Below are 16,989 nucleotides of genomic sequence, written 5' to 3'. Positions count from 1 at the left end.
GTCCGCGGTCAGCCCGTGCAGGTGGTGGGCTCGCCGCTGGCTCGGGGGACGCGCACGGCCTCCCACGCGTCCCGGGTGCGGGTGAAGTCGGTGCACGTCAGCGCGCCGGACTTCGCCAGGTTGAGGGCGGCCTGGAGGGAGGCCTTGCGGACGGCGGTGTGCGTCCAGTTGGAGGTCTTCATGTTGAGGGTCGCCATGAAGATCTGTCCGGCCTTCTTGAGGCCGACGCCCGTCACCACCATCTTGTTGCAGGTCGGGCTGTTGGGCCGTCCGTTCTTGGGGTCGTTGGCGTTGGAGCCCTCGGCCAGCAGGTAGAACCAGTGGTTCTGGATGGCGGCCGCCGCGTGCGGCTCCATGGGGGGCACGTCCGGGCCGTAGCAGAGGGGGTGGCTGCGGGAGGCCGTGGTCGGGTCGGACATGCTCCGGATCGGTCCGGAGCCGACCAGGTCGACCTCCTCGCCGACCTCGAAGTCCGGCGGGTCGTAGTTCAGGAGGGCGACCGTGCCCTCGAACTTCTCGTCCACCCTCGGCTCGTTCAGGTACCACTCGGTGAGGGCGCCGAAGATGTCGCCGGTCGACTCGTTCAGGCCGCTCTTCTCGTTGCTGCCGCCCGAGCCGCCGGGCGTGGACTGGAAGATGCCGTGGCCGAGCTCGTGCGCGACGACGTCGGTCGGGGTCGCCTGGCGCGTGCCATGCTGGTTGCGGCCGAAGTAGGCGGAGCTGCCGTCCCAGTACGCGTTGACGTCCCGGAGGCCGACCTTCATGGGCCAGCCGCGCCCGTTGCCGTCCAGGCCGTTGCGTCCGAGCCATGCCTTGACCATGTCGAACTCGGCCTGCGCCGCCTTCATGGCGTCGACGCAGGCGGTCTCCAGGTCGGTGCCGTCGGCGTTGCCCCACGCGTCGTCGGTGCCGCTGAGCGGTGTGCCGTTCTCGGCGCCGCAGCTGATCCCCGGACGGCGCGCGTCGCTCAGCGTGTACCGGCCGTTGGAGCCGGACGTGTCGATGTGGGTCGGCTTGGTGCGGCCGCCGTGGTAGTAGGACTGGTCGTCGTTCACGTCGACGACCTCGTCCCAGGTGCGGACGACCTTGCCGGTCTTCGCGTCCACCATCACGTGCAGCCTGGACGGACGCTCGGGCAGCGCGGCCAACCCGTAGGACCCGCGCGGGCCGTAGCCGTACGAGCCCTTGGGGCCGGCGAGCCCGTACGAGCCGGGCGGGCCCGCGAGACCGTAGGACCCGGGCGGGCCAGCGAAGCCATAGGAGCCGGTCGGGCCGGCGAAGCCGTAGGACCCAGGGGGGCCGGCGAAGCCGTACGAGCCGGGAGGCCCGGCGAAGCCGTAGGAACCGGGAGGCCCGGCGAAGCCGTAGGAGCCGGCGGGGGCGAAGCCGTACGAGCCGGGGGGACCCGCGAAGCCGTACGAGCCTGGGGGGCCGGCGAAGCCGTAGGAGCCGCCCGGGCCGAAGCCGTAGGAACCGCCGGGGCGGAACCCGTAGGAACCGTGCGGGCCGAAGCCGTAGGAGCCCGGCGGGCGGTTGAAGCCGCGGACGACCGTCTCGTACACGAGTCGCCCGTTGCCCTCGGCCAGGACGGACAGCGTCGGCGTCGTCGTGCTCTTGGGCCGCGTGATCTGCGTGCGGGCGATCGCGGCGGCCCTGGCCGCGGTCAGCGACGGGGTGGTGGAGACCGTCAGCTCGCCGGTCTGGGTGGTCGAGGTGCTGAGGACCTTGCCCGCGGCGTCGGTGGCGACGACGAAGTCGCCGCCGCGGACGGGCAGACCGGCGTGGGTGCGGTCGTAGGAGACGTACTGGAGTCCTCCGGTCCCGGACGTGACGCCACGGCGGACGATCTTGTCCTGGGGGGACGCGTGGACGGGTGCCTGACCGGCGGACACGAACCGGTCGGCGGAGGCTGCGGCCGCCTTGGGGGAGGGGGTGGGCGGCGCGGGCGTGGCGCTCGCGCTCGAAGCGGGGGCGGACATCGCCACGGCGAGGCCGGCGCTGATCGCCGCAGCCCCGAGCGCGGTCTGGTGTCTCACAGCGGTGCTCCTTACATGGGCCGGGGGCGCTTGGCCCGCGGAGGTCCTTGTGGGAGTCGCCGCGGGCGCCGCTGTCGCCCGGCGTTGACTAGGAGTGGACCCGCGAGGTCGGCTGATCGCGGATGCGGCCGGGCGGGGGCGGCCGCATCCGCGAGCGTCCGTTGCGGGGGCACAGGACGCTTGGCGCGGGTCTGGGGCCCCACGCCGTTGGGGTGCTGGTGGACGTTGAACTCAACCGGGTGAGCTGGTTCCAGAAGCTCACCGTGCGAGCTGGTTGATGTCAACAAATCCATTTGGTACTGGAATTTCAATAGTTGTCGGTCAAGGTCTGAAATCCCCTGAAATTACCGGTTGACCTGGGCGGACACCGTCTCACTTGGTGATCTTGATGTCGTCCAGGCCCGCTTCGACGAGGCTTCCGGAGCCGTTGTCGGCGGCCTCGACGACGATGCGGACCGACTGCCCCGCGTACGCGGAGACGTCGGCGGTCTGGGTCTGCCAGGAGCCCGCGCGGTTGGCCGCCGCGCCGGTCTGGTCGAGGACGGTCGCCGACCCGTTCGGGCCCACGACGCGCACCCTCAGGTAGTCGTCGGCGCCGCTGTTGTTGAGGTGGGCGAAGTTCCAGGCGAACGACAGCGTCTTCGCGCCCGCCGGGAGGGCGATCGGGCCCGACTGGGCGGTCGTGGTGCCGCCGTCGAGGTCGTTGGACCCGGCGTCGGTCCCGGCCTGCGCGCCGGTCACCAGCGCGTTGCTGCCGCCGGGCGCGGTGAGTTGCAGGCTCGTCCCGCTGTAGGTGGTCGCCTGCGGGGCGCCGCGCTCGAACCGGCCCGCGGTCGCGGTGTCGGTGCCGCCGGGGTTCACCGTCCAGCCGGTGTCGGATTCGAGGCCGTCGGAGTAGACGGTCTCGCCGCCCGGCTCCTGGCCGCCGTCCCCGGCCAGCGTCCACACGGCGTAGGCGATGGCGTCGGAGTTGCGGTCGAGCGCGGGGTCGTTGATGTTGGACGAGGTGTCGCAGGACGAGTGGTAGCAGCGGTCGTAGGGCGTGTTCGCCTGCCCGCCCCACTTCTGCGCCTGCGCGGCGGTCTTGTAGTCCTCGGCGCCGGTGAACAGGCCGCCGGCCGGGATCCCGTACTGGATGAACGGGCCGTAGTCCGAGCGCCCGTCGAAGGCGGTGTCCTCGACCGGCACGTTGATCGTGGCGAAGTAGGCGCGCAGCACCCGCTCGATCTCCGCCGAGCCCGCCGGGCCGCCGCCCCCGCTCGACCCGTCGCCGTCGTAGGCGAAGTAGCCGGGGTTCGGGGAGCCGACCATGTCGAAGTTCAGGTATCCCTTGATCTTCGACCGCTCGGCGGCGGGCAGCGTGTCCACGTAGCGGGTCGAGCCGATCAGGCCGAGCTCCTCGGCGCCCCACCAGCCGAACCGCAGGTGCCGCTTCGGCTGGTACTTCTCGCGGGCGACCGCGAGCGCGACCTCCAGGTTCGCGGCCGAGCCGGAGCCGTTGTCGTTGATGCCGGGGCCGGCGTTGACGCTGTCGAGGTGCGCGCCGGTCATCAGGGTGTTGTTGACGTCGCCGCCCGGCCAGTCGGCGATCAGGTTGTAGCCGGTGGCGCCGTTGTAGCTGAACGACTGGACCTGCGTCTGGTAGCCGGCCGTGTCCAACTGGCCCTTGACGTAGTCGATCGACGCCTTGAACCCGGCGCGGCCGTGGGCGCGGTTGCCGCCGTTCCTGGTCGCGATGGACTGGAGCTGGGCCAGGTGCCCCTTGACATTGGCCAGCGGGATGTCGGGCGACTTCAGCGCCGCCCCGGCGTGGGCGGCTGGTGCGGGTGGGGCGGCGTGGGCGGCGGGCGCGGCCGAGGCCGAGCCGCCGGGTACGAAGGCGGCCAGCGCGAGGGCCGACGCCCCCACGACCGCCGTGATCCGGGGTCTCATGGTCTCTCCGATGGTCACGTCGTGTCGGACGGTGGTCACACTGAGCTTGCGGGTGACCAGGCCCTTATGTCGCGGCCCGCGACGGGGGAGCGGGCCCCCGTCACGGGCCGCGGGCGGGGGGCGGTCAGGATTTGGTGATCTTGATGTCGTCCAGCCCGGCCTCGACGAGGCTGCCGGAGCCGTTGTCGGCGGCCTCGGCCACGATGCGGATCTTCTGGCCGGCGAACGCCGACAGGTCGATCGTCTCGTTCTTCCAGGCACCGGCGCGGTTGGCCGCGGCGCCGGTCTGCTGGACGACCGTCGTGGTCTGCGTCCCGACGACCTTGATCCGGAAGTAGTCGTCGGTGCCGCTGTTGTTGAGGTGGGCGAAGTACCAGGACAGCTTCAGCGCCAGCGTGCCGGACGGCAGCGTGATCTCCGGCGACTGGATCGTGGTCACGCCGCCGTCGACGTCGTAGGTCCCGGCGTCACTGCCCGCCTGCGGCCCGGTCACCAGCGTGTTGCTGCCGCCGGCGGCGGCGAGCTGGAGGTTCGTCCCGCTGTAGCTGGTGGGCTGCGGGGCGCCGCGCTCCCACTTCCCGGCGGTCGCGGAGTCGGAACCGGCGGGGTTGGCCGTCCAGCTCCCGTTGGCCTCGAAGTCGTCGGCGAACACGGTGCCGGGCTGGTCCGCCCCGACCGTGAGCGTGTAGGTCGCGGTGCGGTCGACCGACGCGCCGTCCGCGAGCACGGTGATCTTGTAGGTGCCGTCGGCGGTGCCCGCCGGGACGCTCACCGTCATCGTGGACGACTGGCCGGAGGAGACGGACGCGGGCGAGAACGTCGCCGTCGGACCGGCCGGGGTGCTGGTCGCCGACAGCGCGACCTGCTGGGCGCCGCCGCCGGTGGTCTGGGTCGTGACGGTCGCGTTCGCCGATCCGCCCGCGTCGGCCCTGCCGGACGCGGGGTTCACCGCGACGGAGAAGTCCGGGGCCTGCGGCGCGCAGGCGGCCTCGGCGCCCTGCTGCGGGACGTCCACGGCGCTCCACGCGGCCTTGACCGCCACGCACTCGGCGCCGGAGTTCGGGAACAGCTCGATCGCCGCGTTGATGGTCTCGACGCGGGCCCGGGCGTGGCTCCAGTTCGTCACCTTCTTGTTGAGGCCGCCCATGAAGATCTGGCCGGCCTTCTGGATGCCGATGCCGGTGACGGTGGAGTTGTTGCAGGTCGGGCTCGTCGGGTTCCCGTTGGTCGGGTTCGAGCCCTCGGCCAGCAGGTAGAACCAGTGGTTCTGCGGGCCGGCCGCCGAGTGCACCTCGGTGCGCGGGATCGAGGAGGAGTAGCAGTTGGGGTCACCGAGCTGGCCGGGGTCGTACATGTTGCGGATCGGGCCCTGGCCGACCAGGTCGACCTCCTCGCCGACCAGGTAGTCCGGCGGGTCGTACTGGGCGGGCTCGTTGATGTAGTGCTCGGTCAGCGCGCCGAAGATGTCGCCGGCCGACTCGTTCATCCCGCCCTTCTCGTTGCCGTTGCCGCCGCTGTCGCCGCCGGGGGTGTTGGTGAAGACGGCGTGGCCGTTCTCGTGGCCGACGACGTCGACCGAGGTGGCCTGCTTGTTGTTGGCCTGGTTGTGGCCGAAGTTGGTGTAGCTGCCGTTCCAGTAGGCGTTGACGTCACTCAGGCCCACGCGCGCGGGGAAGCCCCGTCCGTTGCCGTCGGTGCCGTTGCGGCCGAGCCATGCCTTGAGCATGTCCCATTCCTTCTGGACCGCGTACAGCACGTCCACGCACGCGGTCTCCAGATTGGTGCCGCTGCCATTGCCCCAGGCGCTGTCGGTGCCGGTGTAGGCGGAACCGCCCTGGCCGCCGCACTGGTGGCCGGGACGCTGCGGGTCGGTCATCGAGGTGGCGGCCGTGCTGAGGTCGACGGTGCCGTGGTAGTTGCTCTGGTCGTCGGCGACGTCGCGGACCTCGTCCCAGGTCTTGACGACCTTCCCGGACTTGGCGTCCACCATCACGTGCAGCTTGGTCTCGGCACGCTTCTGGTGACCGCTCACGACCGTCTCGTAGACCAGCCGTCCCGAGCCCTCGGCCAGCACCATCAGTCGCGGCGACGACACGGTGCCGATCTCGCTGACCTTCGCCCGCGCGGCCTTCGCGGCCTGCGCGGCGGTGATCGTCGCCTTGGTGCGCAGGTCCAGCCGCTCGCTCTGGTCGACGGAGGTGCTCAGGATGCCGCCGGTCGCGTTGGTCGTGACGACGAAGTCGCCGCCGTACACCGGCAGGCCGTCGTAGGTGCGCTGGTACTGGACGTGCTGAAGCCCGCGCAGGCCGGAGGTGACGCCCGTGCGGATGATCCGGTCCTTGGGGGCGGTGCGGAAGGCGGCCGGCTTGGCGACGACGAAGGTGTCGGCCGAGGCGGCGGCCACGGCGCGGGGGTCCGGCTTGGCCGGGGCCGCGGGGGTGGTGCGGGTGGTCGCACCTGTGGCGGGGGCGGACATCGCCACGGCGAGGCTCGCGGCCAGCGCCGCCGCCCCGAACGCGGTCTGGTGTCTCACAGGGGTGCTCCTTCCACGTGCCCGGGCGGGGCGGGGCACGGGCGCGTCCCTCCTGGAACGCTCCGCGACACCCCTGTCCGTCGAGCGAGGACTGGGAACTCATCCGGATGAGCTGTCCCGAAGTGCACCCCGGCGTGTGAAAAGAGTCAATGAATCCATTTGGTACTGGATTTTCAAAATTTCAGAGCAAGTTAATGGATGGCCCGTAAAACGTTCCTGGACAGGGGCGACCGGCGGGCCGGCCTTCCCGTCCGGCCCGCCGCGTGCTGGAACCGCCGAGGCGGGCGGGGCGTCGGAACCCCGTCCCGCCGTTGGACTTCCCCGACCGGCGCGGCCCGTGGCGCCGGTTTCAATTTCATATCGGTTCGGCGTCTGTCGGGTTATGAAGGGCGATTTCTGGTTTCGGGATCAGGGCGCGATGCGCCGGCAGAGCCAGGAGAGCGCGAGCGGGTAGCGGTAGTCGATGCCGCCGTGGGCCGCGTCGAACAGCTCGAAATGGATCACGTCCTCGGACACGCCCGCGTCCAGCAGCGCCCGGTGGAACGCCTGCGCGCCCACGTCCAGGAACCACTCGTCGCGCGTCCCGCCGTCGATCCAGATCGCGCGCTGCGACCGCATCGCCTCGGCGTGGCCCGGCACCATCCGCACCGGGTCCCACGCGAGCCAGCGCTCCCACACCTCCGGCCGGATGATCCCGGTGACCGGGTCGAAGGGGAGGTCGGGGGTGCCGTCCTCGCGCGCCGAGTAGCAGACCGCCATGCCGAGGAGGTTGAGCAGCTCCATGTCCTCGGGCTTGGTGAAGGACGCCCGGCCGTGGAAGTCCTCCCACCACCGCCAGATGTCGCCGCCGTACCCGCGCAGGTGCCGGACGCACTTGGGGAACTCGGGCAGGTAGCAGTACTCGAACAGCGCGTCGCCCGCATGCGTCGCGAGCGCCCCGAACAGGTCCGGGCGCAGCATCGGGGTGATCATCGCCCCGTAGCCGCCGCTGGACTTGCCGCTGATCGCCCGGCGCTCGGGCGCGTCGAGCGTCCGGTAGTGCGCGTCCACCCACGGGACCAGCTCGTCGCAGATGTAGGAGTGGTAGCGGCCCGTGCCGGGGGAGTCGAGGAACTGGCTGCCGCCGTGCGCCGTCCACGCGTCGACGAACACGACGATCGCGGGCGGCGCCTCACCGGAGGCGAACACCGCGTCGGCGGTCTCGGGGAACGGCCGGCGGTAGGGCATCCGGTTCCGCCAGATCCCGACGTGCCCGGTGAACCCGGTGATCACGTACACGGTGGGGTAGCGCCGTGACGGGTCGTCGTCGTATCCGGGCGGGACGTACACCAGCAGCGGGCGCTCGTGCGGGTCCTTCAGCGGGTTGCCGCGCAGCAGCTCGCTGCTGACGACGTGCTCTTCCAGGCGTCCGGCGAAGTCGGCGGACCACGGCAGCATGCGCACTCCCTCAAGGCGGGGATGAATGATCACCTCGACGCTAACCCAGCCCGGAGCGGCACGCCATGCGCGGATCCCGGCCCGCTGAGCAGGGGTCTTGGCGGGCCGGGCGCGGCCGCGCTTCGTCGTGATTTGCCACTACCGGGCGGCGCGGACGATCACTACCGTGGGGCGGCATGAGACCGCGCTGGACAGTCACCGCCCCCCTGGCCGCAGCCGTCGCCGCCGCGCTCGTCCCGGCGGGCGCCGCGCAGGCGGCCCCCGCCTCGCCGGGGCACGGCGGGAAGCAGGTGCGGTGCGTCTTCACGCCCACGCCCGACAACCCGGCGGCCAAGCCCGTGCGCGCGCCGCGCTCCAAGGCTCGCGCCCACGGCAAGGTCGACGTCGTCCTGATCACCAACTTCGGCGCCGTCAGCATCCGGATGGACCGGGGGAACGCGCCCTGCGCGGTGCACAACTTCGCGAGCCTGACCCGGCAGCGGTTCTACGACCGCACGCGGTGCTGGCGGCTGACGAACTCGGCGCGGCTCGGCGTCCTCCAGTGCGGCGACATCTACGCCGCCGAGAAGGGCGGCCCCGGTTACGAGTTCGACGACGAGCTGACCGGCAAGGAGACCTACCCGCGCGGGACGGTCGCCATGGGCAACTGGGGGCCCGACACCAACGGCAGCCAGTTCTTCCTCGTCCACTCCCGCGCGGACATCCCGCCCGCCTACACCGTCCTGGGCAAGGTCACGCACGGCCTCGGCGTGCTCGACCGGATCGTCAAGGGCGGCATCAAGCCGGGCGGGAGCAGCCCGCAGGACGGCGAGCCCGCCAAGCCCGTCAAGATCTACAAGGTCTTCGCCCGGGGCTGAGCGGCTCGGGTTCGGGCACGGGCGCGGCACGGCGGCGCGCGGCGGAATTTCGGTCGGCCCCGCTTCGGTTCTCCGGACGGACGGGTACACGAAGGTCGTCACAGACGACCGTCCTCACCTGTCCCCCTGAAAAAGGACAGAAGGAGAATCATGACCGAGCACGCCCAGCGCCTTCGCGACCTGCACCGCCCCGGTGACCCGCTGCTCCTGCCGAACGTCTGGGACGCGGGCAGCGCGACCGCCGTCCAGGAGGCCGGTTTCCCCGCACTGGCCACCGCGAGCGCGGCGGTCTCGGCCATGCTCGGCTACCCCGACCACGAGGGCGCGCCCGTGGAGGAGATGTTCGCCGCCGCGGGCCGCGTGATCCGCGTGGCGGACGTGCCGGTCACCGTGGACGCGGAAGCGGGCTACGGGCTGGAGCCCGCCGAACTGGTCGACCGCCTCCTGTCGATCGGCGCCGCGGGCTGCAACCTTGAGGACACCTACGCGGCGGGGTTGGCGCGCCCCGAGGACCAGGCCGCCTACCTCGCCTCCGTCCGCGCGGCGGCGGGCGACGCACTGGTGATCAACGCCCGGGCCGACTCGTTCGTCGCCAAGGCGGCCGACCCGGTCGCGGACGCGATCGCCCGCGGCCGCCTCTACCTGGAGGCCGGCGCCGACTGCGTGTACCCGATCGGGGCGCCGATCGACGCGGTCCCGGCGCTGGTCGCGGGCATCCCCGGGCCGGTGAACGCCAACAACGCCCCCGGCACGTCCCTGGCCGACCTCGCGGCGGCCGGGGTGGCGCGCGTGTCGTACGGTCCGCGTCCCTACCGGCTCGCGCTCCAGGCGCTGACGGAGTTCGCCGGGCGCGTGCTCGCCAAGGGCGACCCCTACCGGTGACCTCGCACGCGGCGCCCGGGTCCGCTCCGGACGCCGCGTCCCGCCCGGGACGCCGCTCCAGCCCACCGGCACCCGGGTCGCCGGCGCCTCTCCCGTCACGTCTTGCGTCAAGCCGTCGCCTCGGTATCATGCACGTATGGTAGTCATTCATGTACGGATCGTAAACATGTGCCGCTCCCGGTCATGATCCGGGCGGTGAACGGAATAGGTTCGGTGACCCGGCTGACAAGGCGCGACCGCCCCCGGGTGGTGCGGTGAAGGCGGTCGTCGTCGGCGCGGGGATCATGGGCGCGGCCGTCGCCCACCAGCTGGCGCGGGCGGGCGCGAGCGTCCAGATCGTGGAGGCGGGCCGTCCGTCCCGGGGCGCGACCGGCGTCACGTTCTCCCGGCTGAGCGCGTTCGACAAGGAGCCGCACGACTACTTCCGGCTCAACGGCGCGGGGATGGAGGAGCACGCCAGGCTCGCCGCCGAGACCCCGCTGTCGAACTGGTACCACCCCTGCGGGACGGTCCTGCTCTCCGACGACGAGCAGGAGCTGAGACGCCGCGCCGAGCGCTACCGAGCCTGGGGATACCCCCTCGCCTGGCGTTCGGAGACCAGGCTCGGCCCGGTGGCGCGGCTGCCCGCCCGCGTGCTCCACGCCCCCACCGAGGGCTGGGTGAACGCGGTCACGCTCACCCGCCACCTGCTGGAGCTGGCGACCCGGCACGGCGCCGTCGTGCGTCCGGAGACACCGGTCATCGGCCTCGCCCGGGGCGCCGCGAGCTGGACGGTCACCACCGCGGGCGGGCGCGTGCTCAGCGCCGACGTCGTCGTCAACGCGGCGGGCCAGGGCGCCCCCGCGATCGCCGCCGGCGCCGGGACGTCGCTGGCGCTGACCCGCGGCCCCGGCCTCCTGCTGACCGTCGCGATCCCCGGCGAGACGCTGCGCCACATCGTCCACTCGCCGGAGGTGTCGATCCGCCCGGACGGGCCGGGCCGCGTCCTGATCAGGTCGGGCCCGGTCGACCGGCGCCTGGAGGACGGCTCCGACCTGCGCGAGCTGACCCAGGACCTGCTGGCGAGGGCCGCCCGGGTGCTGCCGCACCTGGCGTACGCGGCGGTCGTCCGGCCGAGGATCGGGCAGCGCGTCCTGCCCGAGGGCGGGCTCCCGAGCATCGGCGCGGTCCCCGAGCTGCCCGGCTACCACGAGGCGGTCAGCCACAGCGGCGTCGTCCTCGCCCCGCTCGTCGGGCGGCTGCTCGCGGAGGAGATCATCACCGGCCGCCGGTACCCGGGCCTGGAGCCCTTCCGGCCCCGCCCGGCCCCTGCGGGCTAGGGGCGCACCGGCCGCCGCCCATCCGGTGGCGGCCCTGCTCCTGGCCGGCGGCCTGGTAGATCGCGGACTTCAGGCCCTCGGGGCCGCGCTCCAGTGCCGGCGCGTGGCGCCGTCGATCCGTCCGCGGCGGCCTCGCGCCGGCGGCTGTGGCACTGGACACATCCGGGGTCGATGGCGGCGTCCCGATCGTCGGACACGGTAAGGCCGGCGATCAAGGAGATACCAGATGACCGCGACCATGTCCGATCACATGTCCGATCACATGTCCGACCGGACGGCCGGGGCCGACGTCGTCCCGGCCGCCAAGGCGAGGACGCCGCTGCGGCTGCTGCGCAAGGCGGCGGTCGCCGTGGCCGGACTCGGCCTGATCGTTCTGGGCGTCGTGATGCTGGTGCTGCCGGGGCCGGGCGTGGTGGCGATCCTCGCCGGGCTGGGCCTGCTGGGCACCGAGTTCCCCGCCGCACGCCGCGTCAACGACCGCGTTCGCGGCTACCTGGCCGCCGCCTGGCGCAAGGTGAAGCGCTCCTGATCCCGCGCCGGCCATTACCGTGCCGGCTCCGCATGCCGGCTCCGCATGCCGGCATCCGCCGGATGAGCAGAATGGATCTTGGTGGGCCCGGCGGCGCCCGCCGGTGATTCGTCCGAAGGTGTTGGAGGAAGGGCGAATTCTCCGGTGCTTTCTGCGGCCCCGACCGGCCGACAACGGAACCGTCCGTGCGCCCCGCATCACCGCCCGCTTGAGTGAAGAGCCCGATTGAAGGGAACGCTTCGAACGGCGGGAGGGTGGCTTAGGATATCGGCGTGATGCCCGGGGGGCGTCTCCAGGGGGCACCGCGGCGCCGGCGTAAACGGGGGAGCACCGATTCGGCGTCTGGACGGTTCCGGCTGTGTAGTGGACGGGCAGGCGTCGTGTGTTTTGCGGAGGGGTGGTCATGACGCAGACGGGCAAGGTTCTCAGGTTCGACGATTTCCGCGGATACGGATTCATCGTGCCGGACGGCGGCGGAGAGGACGTTTTCGTCCACGCCAACGAGCTGCTCGACGACAAGGCGGTGTTCTCCCCGGGGACGCCCGTCGAGTTCGAGGTGACCCAGGGGGAGCGGGGGCTGAAGGCGTTCGCCGTGCGCGCGCTGGAGGCCGACCCGGTGTCCCGGCCCCCGGCGCGCTCGCTCGACCGGGGCCCCGTGCTGGACAGGGACGATGACGACGGCCTGTGCGACGTCCTGTCGCAGGACGAGTTCACGCAGGAGCTGACCGAGCTGCTGCTGCGCGACGACCCCGAGCTGACCGGCGCGCAGATCGTCAAGCTGCGGCGCGGGCTGCTCGCCTTCGCCAAGAAGTACGGCTGGGTGGAGGGCTGACCCTCCGCCGGGGGGTCCCCGGCGGAGGCCCGCGCCCGGGGTTCAGGGCGTGTCGTCGGCCGCCAGCGCCACGAGCAGGTCGTTGAGCCGTCCGACGAACGCGGCCGGGTCCTCGACGAGCGCCCCGCTGGTGAGCACGGCCTGGTTGAACAGGACGTGCGCCCAGTCGGCCAGGCGCGGGTCGTCCTGGCGGCGGTTCAGCCGCTCGATCAGCGGGTGCCGGGGGTTGATCTCCAGCACCGGCCGGTTGGGCAGCCCGGAGCCGCGCAGCCGCTGCGCGAGCGCCAGGTCGGTGATCGCCTCGTCGCCCACGATGCACGCGGGCGAGGTGGTCAGGCGGGTCGTCACCCGCACGTCGTGCGCCTGGCCGTCCAGCTCGGCCTTCAGCCGCTCCAGCAGCGGCGCGAACTCGGTGCCGGCCTTCTCCGCCGCCTCCTTCTCCGCGTCGTCCTCCAGGTCGCCGAGGTCGGGGACGCCCTGCGCGACCGACTGGAGCCGCTTGCCGTCGAACTCCTGCACGAGGCCGGTCACGACCCAGTTGTCGACGGCCTCGCCGAGCAGCAGCACCTCGATGCCCTTCTCCCGGAACACCTCCAGGTGCGGGCTGGCGGACGCGGCGGCCGGGGTCGGCGCGAGCAGGTAGTAGATCTTGTCCTGGCCCTCTTTCATCCGGCCCACGTAGTCGCGCAGCGAGACGTCCGCCTCCTGCGTGGCCGAGCGGGTGGTGGTGAAGCGCAGCAGCTCGGCGATGTCGTCGCGGTTGGCGTAGTCGTCGGCGATGCCCTCCTTGAGCACGGCGCCGAAGTTCCGCCAGAACGTCGCGTACTTCTCGGGCTCGTTCGCGGCCATGTCCTTCAGCAGCCGCAGCACCCGCTTGACCGCGCTGGAGCGGATGTGGTCGACCGCGCGGCTGCCCTGGAGGATCTCCCTGGAGACGTTCAGCGGCAGGTCGCTGGAGTCGATGACGCCGCGCACGAACCGCAGGTAGGCGGGCATGAGCTGGCCGCTGTCCTCCAGGATGAAGATCCGCTGGACGTGCAGCCGCATCCCGCGCCGCGCCTGCGGGACCCACAGGTCGTACGGCGCCTGCGAGGGGACGTAGAGCAGCAGCGTGTACTCGTACCGGCCCTCCACCTTGGCGTGGACGTAGGCGAGCGGGTCGGTGAAGTCGTTGCTGAGGTGCCGGTAGAAGTCGTGGTACTCGCGCTCGGTCAGCTCGCCCTTCGGCCGCGCCCACAGCGCCGACGCCTGGTTGACGGTCGTCTCCTCGGTGGAGTCCGCGTCCTCGGACGGCATCACGATCGGCACGCTGACGTGGTCGGAGTAGCGCTGGACGATCGTCCGCAGCCGGTGGCCGTTGAGCAGCTCGTCCTCGCCGTCGCGCAGGTGCAGCACGATCGTGGTGCCGCGCTCGGGGCGCTCGACGGACTCCAGCGTGTACTCGCCCCGCCCGTCGGAGGACCAGCGGACGCCGTCGGCCGCCGCCGCGCCCGCCCGCCGCGTCGTCAGCACGACCCGCTCGGCCACGACGAACGCCGAGTAGAACCCGACGCCGAACTGGCCGATCAGCGCGGAGTCGCCGCGCTGGTCGCCGCTCAGGTTCCGCAGGAACTCGGCGGTGCCGGAGCGCGCGATCGTGCCGATGTTCCCGATCACCTCGTCCCGGCTCATCCCGATGCCGTTGTCGGAGATGGTGATCGTCCCGGCGTCGCGGTCGTAGCCGACGCGGATCCGCGGGTCGTCGTCGCCGTCCTCGGCGAGTTCGGGGTGGGAGAACCGCTCGAAGCGCAGCCGGTCGATCGCGTCGGAGGCGTTCGAGATCAGCTCGCGCAGGAAGATCTCCTTGTTGCTGTAGAGCGAGTGGGCCATCAGGTCGAGAAGCTGCGCCACCTCGGCCTGGAACGTGAAGGTCTCTTCGGTCGTCTGCGCCGTCATTGCAGCGAGATTAGAATTGGGTCAGGGCGCGGTCAAATGACCGCCTTCCCAGGGTCGCCGCCGGTCGCCGTGATCGGCTTTCTCGCGACGCCGCCCCACGCCGCGCACAGCCCGGCCGTCCGGAACGGGCTCGGGTCGGGCCGCCATTGCGGGATCGGGACGAACCCGGGAGAAAGCAGCTGGAACCCGTCCAGGAAACGCCGCAGTCGCTCGGGGCCGCGCAGATGATAGGGCGCCGATCCGCCCCGGTTGTAAAGGCGCCACGCCTGGACGTGGGCGCGGTCGGTGTCGGTGCCGTCGTGGAGCGCGAGGTGGCTGCCGGGCGGCAGGGCGTCCTTGAGCGCCGCGACGATCGACAGCGCCCGCCCGTCGTCCTCGGTGATGGGGATGTGGCCGAGCACGTTCATCAGCATGAGCACCACCGGACGGGTGAAGTCGAGGCGCGCGCGGGCCTTGGCGAGGAGCCGCTCCGGGTCGTTGAGATCGCCGTCGAAGTAGTCGGTGCCGCCCGCGTCCGGACCCGTCAGCAGGGCGTGCGCGTGCGCGAGGACGAGCGGGTCGTTGTCGACGTAGACGACCCGCGCGTCGGGCGCGACGCGCTGCGCGACCTCGTGGGTGTTGTCGTGGCTCGGCAGTCCCATTCCGACGTCGAGGAACTGTCGCGCGCCCCCGGCGGCGAGGTGGCGGACGACGCGCATGATGAAGTACCGGGACGACCGCGCCATGTCGATGATTCCCGGATAGATCGCGGAGAAGCGGTCGCCGGCCTCCCGGTCGACGGGATAGTTGTCCTTGCCGTCCATCCAGTAGTTCCAGATTCGCGCCGAATGCGGGATCGACATGTCGATCCCGGTCATCAGATCATTTTCCGCGGCGTGCCAGAGGAACGAGTCGTCGCCGGCCACGGCAACCTCCCACCCGTCACATGAAATGTGGGAGACCAAACATGACACGGCCGGGATGCCGGGGAGTCGGGAACGGTGTAACAGGCCGCGCCGGTTTCACGGTCCGGTGAGGGAGGTCCGGGATTCGAGCGCGTGCAGGACGGCCGCCATGTCCGAGCGGCCGTGCCCGAGGGCGAGCGTCTCGCGGTAGAGGGCGTGGCAGACGTCCAGCAGCGGCGAGGCGACGCCGGAGGCGCGGGCGGCCTCGGCGATGAGGCGGTTGTTGTCCAGGACGTTGGCGATGGACGCCTGGACGCCGAAGTCGCGGGCGAGCAGCTTGCCGCCCTTCGCGCGCGACACCGTGCTCGCCATCGGGCCCGCGTCCAGGACGTCCAGCAGCCGCCGCTCGTCCAGCCCGTGCCGCGCGGCGAAGTGGAACGACTCGGCGAGCCCGGTGACCATCGTGATCAGGAAGATGTTGACCGACAGCTTCATGAGCAGCGCGTTCGGGACGGGCCCGCACGGATGGGTCTCGTGGCACATCGGCGGCAGCAGCGGGCGGGTCGCGGCGACGGCGGCCGGGTCGCCCGCCAGCATCGCGACGAGCCGCCCCTCCTCGGCGGGGCCGCGCGAGCCGGAGACCGGCGCCTCCGCGTACGCGCCGCCCGCCGCGTGGATCTCGGCCTCCAGGCCCCGCGAGTACTCCGGCGACGTCGTCCCCATGTGGACGGTGACGCGGCCGGAGACGTTCGCGGCGAACTCCGGGGCGCCGCGTCCGAGGACGGAGTCGATCGCGGGCCCGTTCGCCAGCATGAGGAACACCACGCGCGCCCGCCGGAACACCTCGGCGGGGCCCGCCGCGACCTCCGCTCCGGCCGCGCGCAGCGGCTCGCACCTGGCGGGGGTGCGGTTCCACACGGTCAGCGGGGTTCCGGCGCGGGCGAGGTTGAGGGCCATGGGCTGCCCCATGACGCCCAGCCCGATGAAGCCCACGCGCTCGGCGGGATCGACGCCCATCCGGACCGCCTCCTTGCGAGTTATGACAACGGTCATGATAATGGCCCAGGTGAAGGCGGCAATAGCCTTCGGAACTTTCTTCTCGGGCGGGGGCGGCCATGGCGGAGCGGGAGCGGGGGCCGCGCGAGCGCATGGTGTTCAGCGCCGCGCAGCTCATCCGCCGCGACGGGGTGACCGCGACGGGCCTGCGCGACGTCGCCGTCCACGCGGGCGCGCCGCGCGGATCGCTCCAGCACTACTTCCCGGGCGGCAAGGAGCAGCTCGTGAACGAGGCCGTGGAGTGGGCCGGGCGCTACGCGAGCGAGCGCGTCGCCCGGTTCGTGGCCGCGATGCCGCGCCCGACGCCGTCCCGGCTGTTCGCGGCGATGGTCGGGCAGTGGGTCGAGGAGTTCACCTCGGCGGGCTTCGAGCGGGGGTGCCCGGTCGCGGCGGCGACCGTCGACTGCGCGGACTCGGTCGCCTCCACGCGCGCCGCGTCCGCCGAGGCGTTCGCGGCCTGGCGCCGCCCGATCGCGCGCGAGCTGGCCGCGATGGGCGTCCCGTCCCGGCGGGCGGCCGGGCTCGCGACGCTGATGGTCGGCTCGCTGGAGGGCGCGATCCTGATGGCGCGGGCCGAGCGGGACGTCCGCCCGCTGCGGACCGTCGCCCGCGAACTCGGCCCCTACCTGGACTCCTGCGCCCTCCAGTCCGGCTGAGGCCGTTGCGGACGGTTCGGCAGGGGTTTATCACCGGGACCTCGGGTGCCAATTGTGGCCATTTGTTCGATGATCGACGCGTAGACCGCGCATCGAGGAGG

The 16,989-nt window shown here is 72.1% G+C and carries 13 protein-coding genes; 6 read left to right on the top strand and 7 right to left on the bottom strand.

The annotated features are described in order from the left end of the window. Positions 1–8: 8 nt before the first annotated feature. From GNZ18_RS42970 to GNZ18_RS01710, 4 genes are all read right to left on the bottom strand, one after another. Entirely contained in the window at positions 9–2,036 is a 2,028-nt protein-coding gene (locus tag GNZ18_RS42970) for a M4 family metallopeptidase (protein ID WP_156214284.1), read from the bottom strand. A 372-nt stretch (positions 2,037–2,408) separates the two neighbouring features. Next, positions 2,409–3,968 (bottom strand): M28 family peptidase, encoded by a 1,560-nt coding sequence (locus GNZ18_RS01720; RefSeq protein WP_156214283.1) that lies wholly within the window; start codon positions 3,966–3,968, stop codon positions 2,409–2,411. 124 nt (positions 3,969–4,092) lie between these two features. Further along, positions 4,093–6,501, bottom strand: a complete 2,409-nt coding sequence (locus tag GNZ18_RS01715) for a M4 family metallopeptidase (RefSeq protein WP_312874244.1) — start codon at positions 6,499–6,501, stop codon at positions 4,093–4,095. Between the two features lie 408 nt (positions 6,502–6,909). Further along, entirely contained in the window at positions 6,910–7,938 is a 1,029-nt protein-coding gene (locus GNZ18_RS01710) for an alpha/beta hydrolase (protein ID WP_156214282.1), read from the bottom strand. A 176-nt stretch (positions 7,939–8,114) separates the two neighbouring features. On the opposite strand from GNZ18_RS01710, the gene GNZ18_RS01705 reads away from it, so the two are divergent. The 5 genes from GNZ18_RS01705 to GNZ18_RS01685 all read left to right on the top strand — a co-directional run bounded on the left by GNZ18_RS01705 (position 8,115) and on the right by GNZ18_RS01685 (position 12,357). After that, on the top strand, positions 8,115–8,795 hold the full coding sequence (locus GNZ18_RS01705) for a peptidylprolyl isomerase (protein WP_156214281.1): 681 nt from the start codon (positions 8,115–8,117) through the stop codon (positions 8,793–8,795). A gap of 150 nt (positions 8,796–8,945) precedes the next feature. Then, the gene (locus tag GNZ18_RS01700; protein ID WP_156214280.1) at positions 8,946–9,677 is read left to right on the top strand and encodes an isocitrate lyase/PEP mutase family protein; all 732 of its coding nucleotides are present in this window, start codon (positions 8,946–8,948) and stop codon (positions 9,675–9,677) included. A 254-nt stretch (positions 9,678–9,931) separates the two neighbouring features. Further along, positions 9,932–10,996 (top strand): NAD(P)/FAD-dependent oxidoreductase, encoded by a 1,065-nt coding sequence (locus GNZ18_RS01695; RefSeq protein ID WP_156214279.1) that lies wholly within the window; start codon positions 9,932–9,934, stop codon positions 10,994–10,996. Positions 10,997–11,222: 226 nt separating this feature from the next. After that, positions 11,223–11,525 (top strand): PGPGW domain-containing protein, encoded by a 303-nt coding sequence (locus GNZ18_RS01690; protein ID WP_214616250.1) that lies wholly within the window; start codon positions 11,223–11,225, stop codon positions 11,523–11,525. Positions 11,526–11,928: 403 nt separating this feature from the next. Then, the gene (locus GNZ18_RS01685; RefSeq protein WP_156214278.1) at positions 11,929–12,357 is read left to right on the top strand and encodes a cold-shock protein; all 429 of its coding nucleotides are present in this window, start codon (positions 11,929–11,931) and stop codon (positions 12,355–12,357) included. Between the two features lie 42 nt (positions 12,358–12,399). Here GNZ18_RS01685 and htpG read toward each other — a convergent pair whose 3' ends face one another. The 3 genes from htpG to GNZ18_RS01670 all read right to left on the bottom strand — a co-directional run bounded on the left by htpG (position 12,400) and on the right by GNZ18_RS01670 (position 16,193). Next, positions 12,400–14,292: a molecular chaperone HtpG gene (gene htpG, locus GNZ18_RS01680; RefSeq protein WP_156214277.1), complete on the bottom strand. Its 1,893-nt coding sequence runs from the start codon at positions 14,290–14,292 to the stop codon at positions 12,400–12,402. Between the two features lie 32 nt (positions 14,293–14,324). Then, positions 14,325–15,149, bottom strand: coding sequence for an SAM-dependent methyltransferase (locus GNZ18_RS01675; RefSeq protein ID WP_156214276.1), 825 nt, complete (start codon positions 15,147–15,149; stop codon positions 14,325–14,327). Between the two features lie 144 nt (positions 15,150–15,293). Continuing rightward, the gene (locus GNZ18_RS01670; protein WP_156214275.1) at positions 15,294–16,193 is read right to left on the bottom strand and encodes an NAD(P)-dependent oxidoreductase; all 900 of its coding nucleotides are present in this window, start codon (positions 16,191–16,193) and stop codon (positions 15,294–15,296) included. 98 nt (positions 16,194–16,291) lie between these two features. Between GNZ18_RS01670 and GNZ18_RS01665 the strand changes: the two genes are divergently transcribed. Continuing rightward, positions 16,292–16,888, top strand: a complete 597-nt coding sequence (locus tag GNZ18_RS01665; protein ID WP_156214274.1) for a TetR/AcrR family transcriptional regulator — start codon at positions 16,292–16,294, stop codon at positions 16,886–16,888. Positions 16,889–16,989: the final 101 nt, after the last annotated feature.

It is taken from the genome of Actinomadura litoris (assembly GCF_009733595.1).
Taxonomy (GTDB): Bacteria; Actinomycetota; Actinomycetes; order Streptosporangiales; family Streptosporangiaceae; genus Spirillospora; species Spirillospora litoris.
The sequence above is the reverse complement of the archived record's forward strand: the minus strand, read 5'-3'. Positions and strand labels throughout refer to the sequence as shown.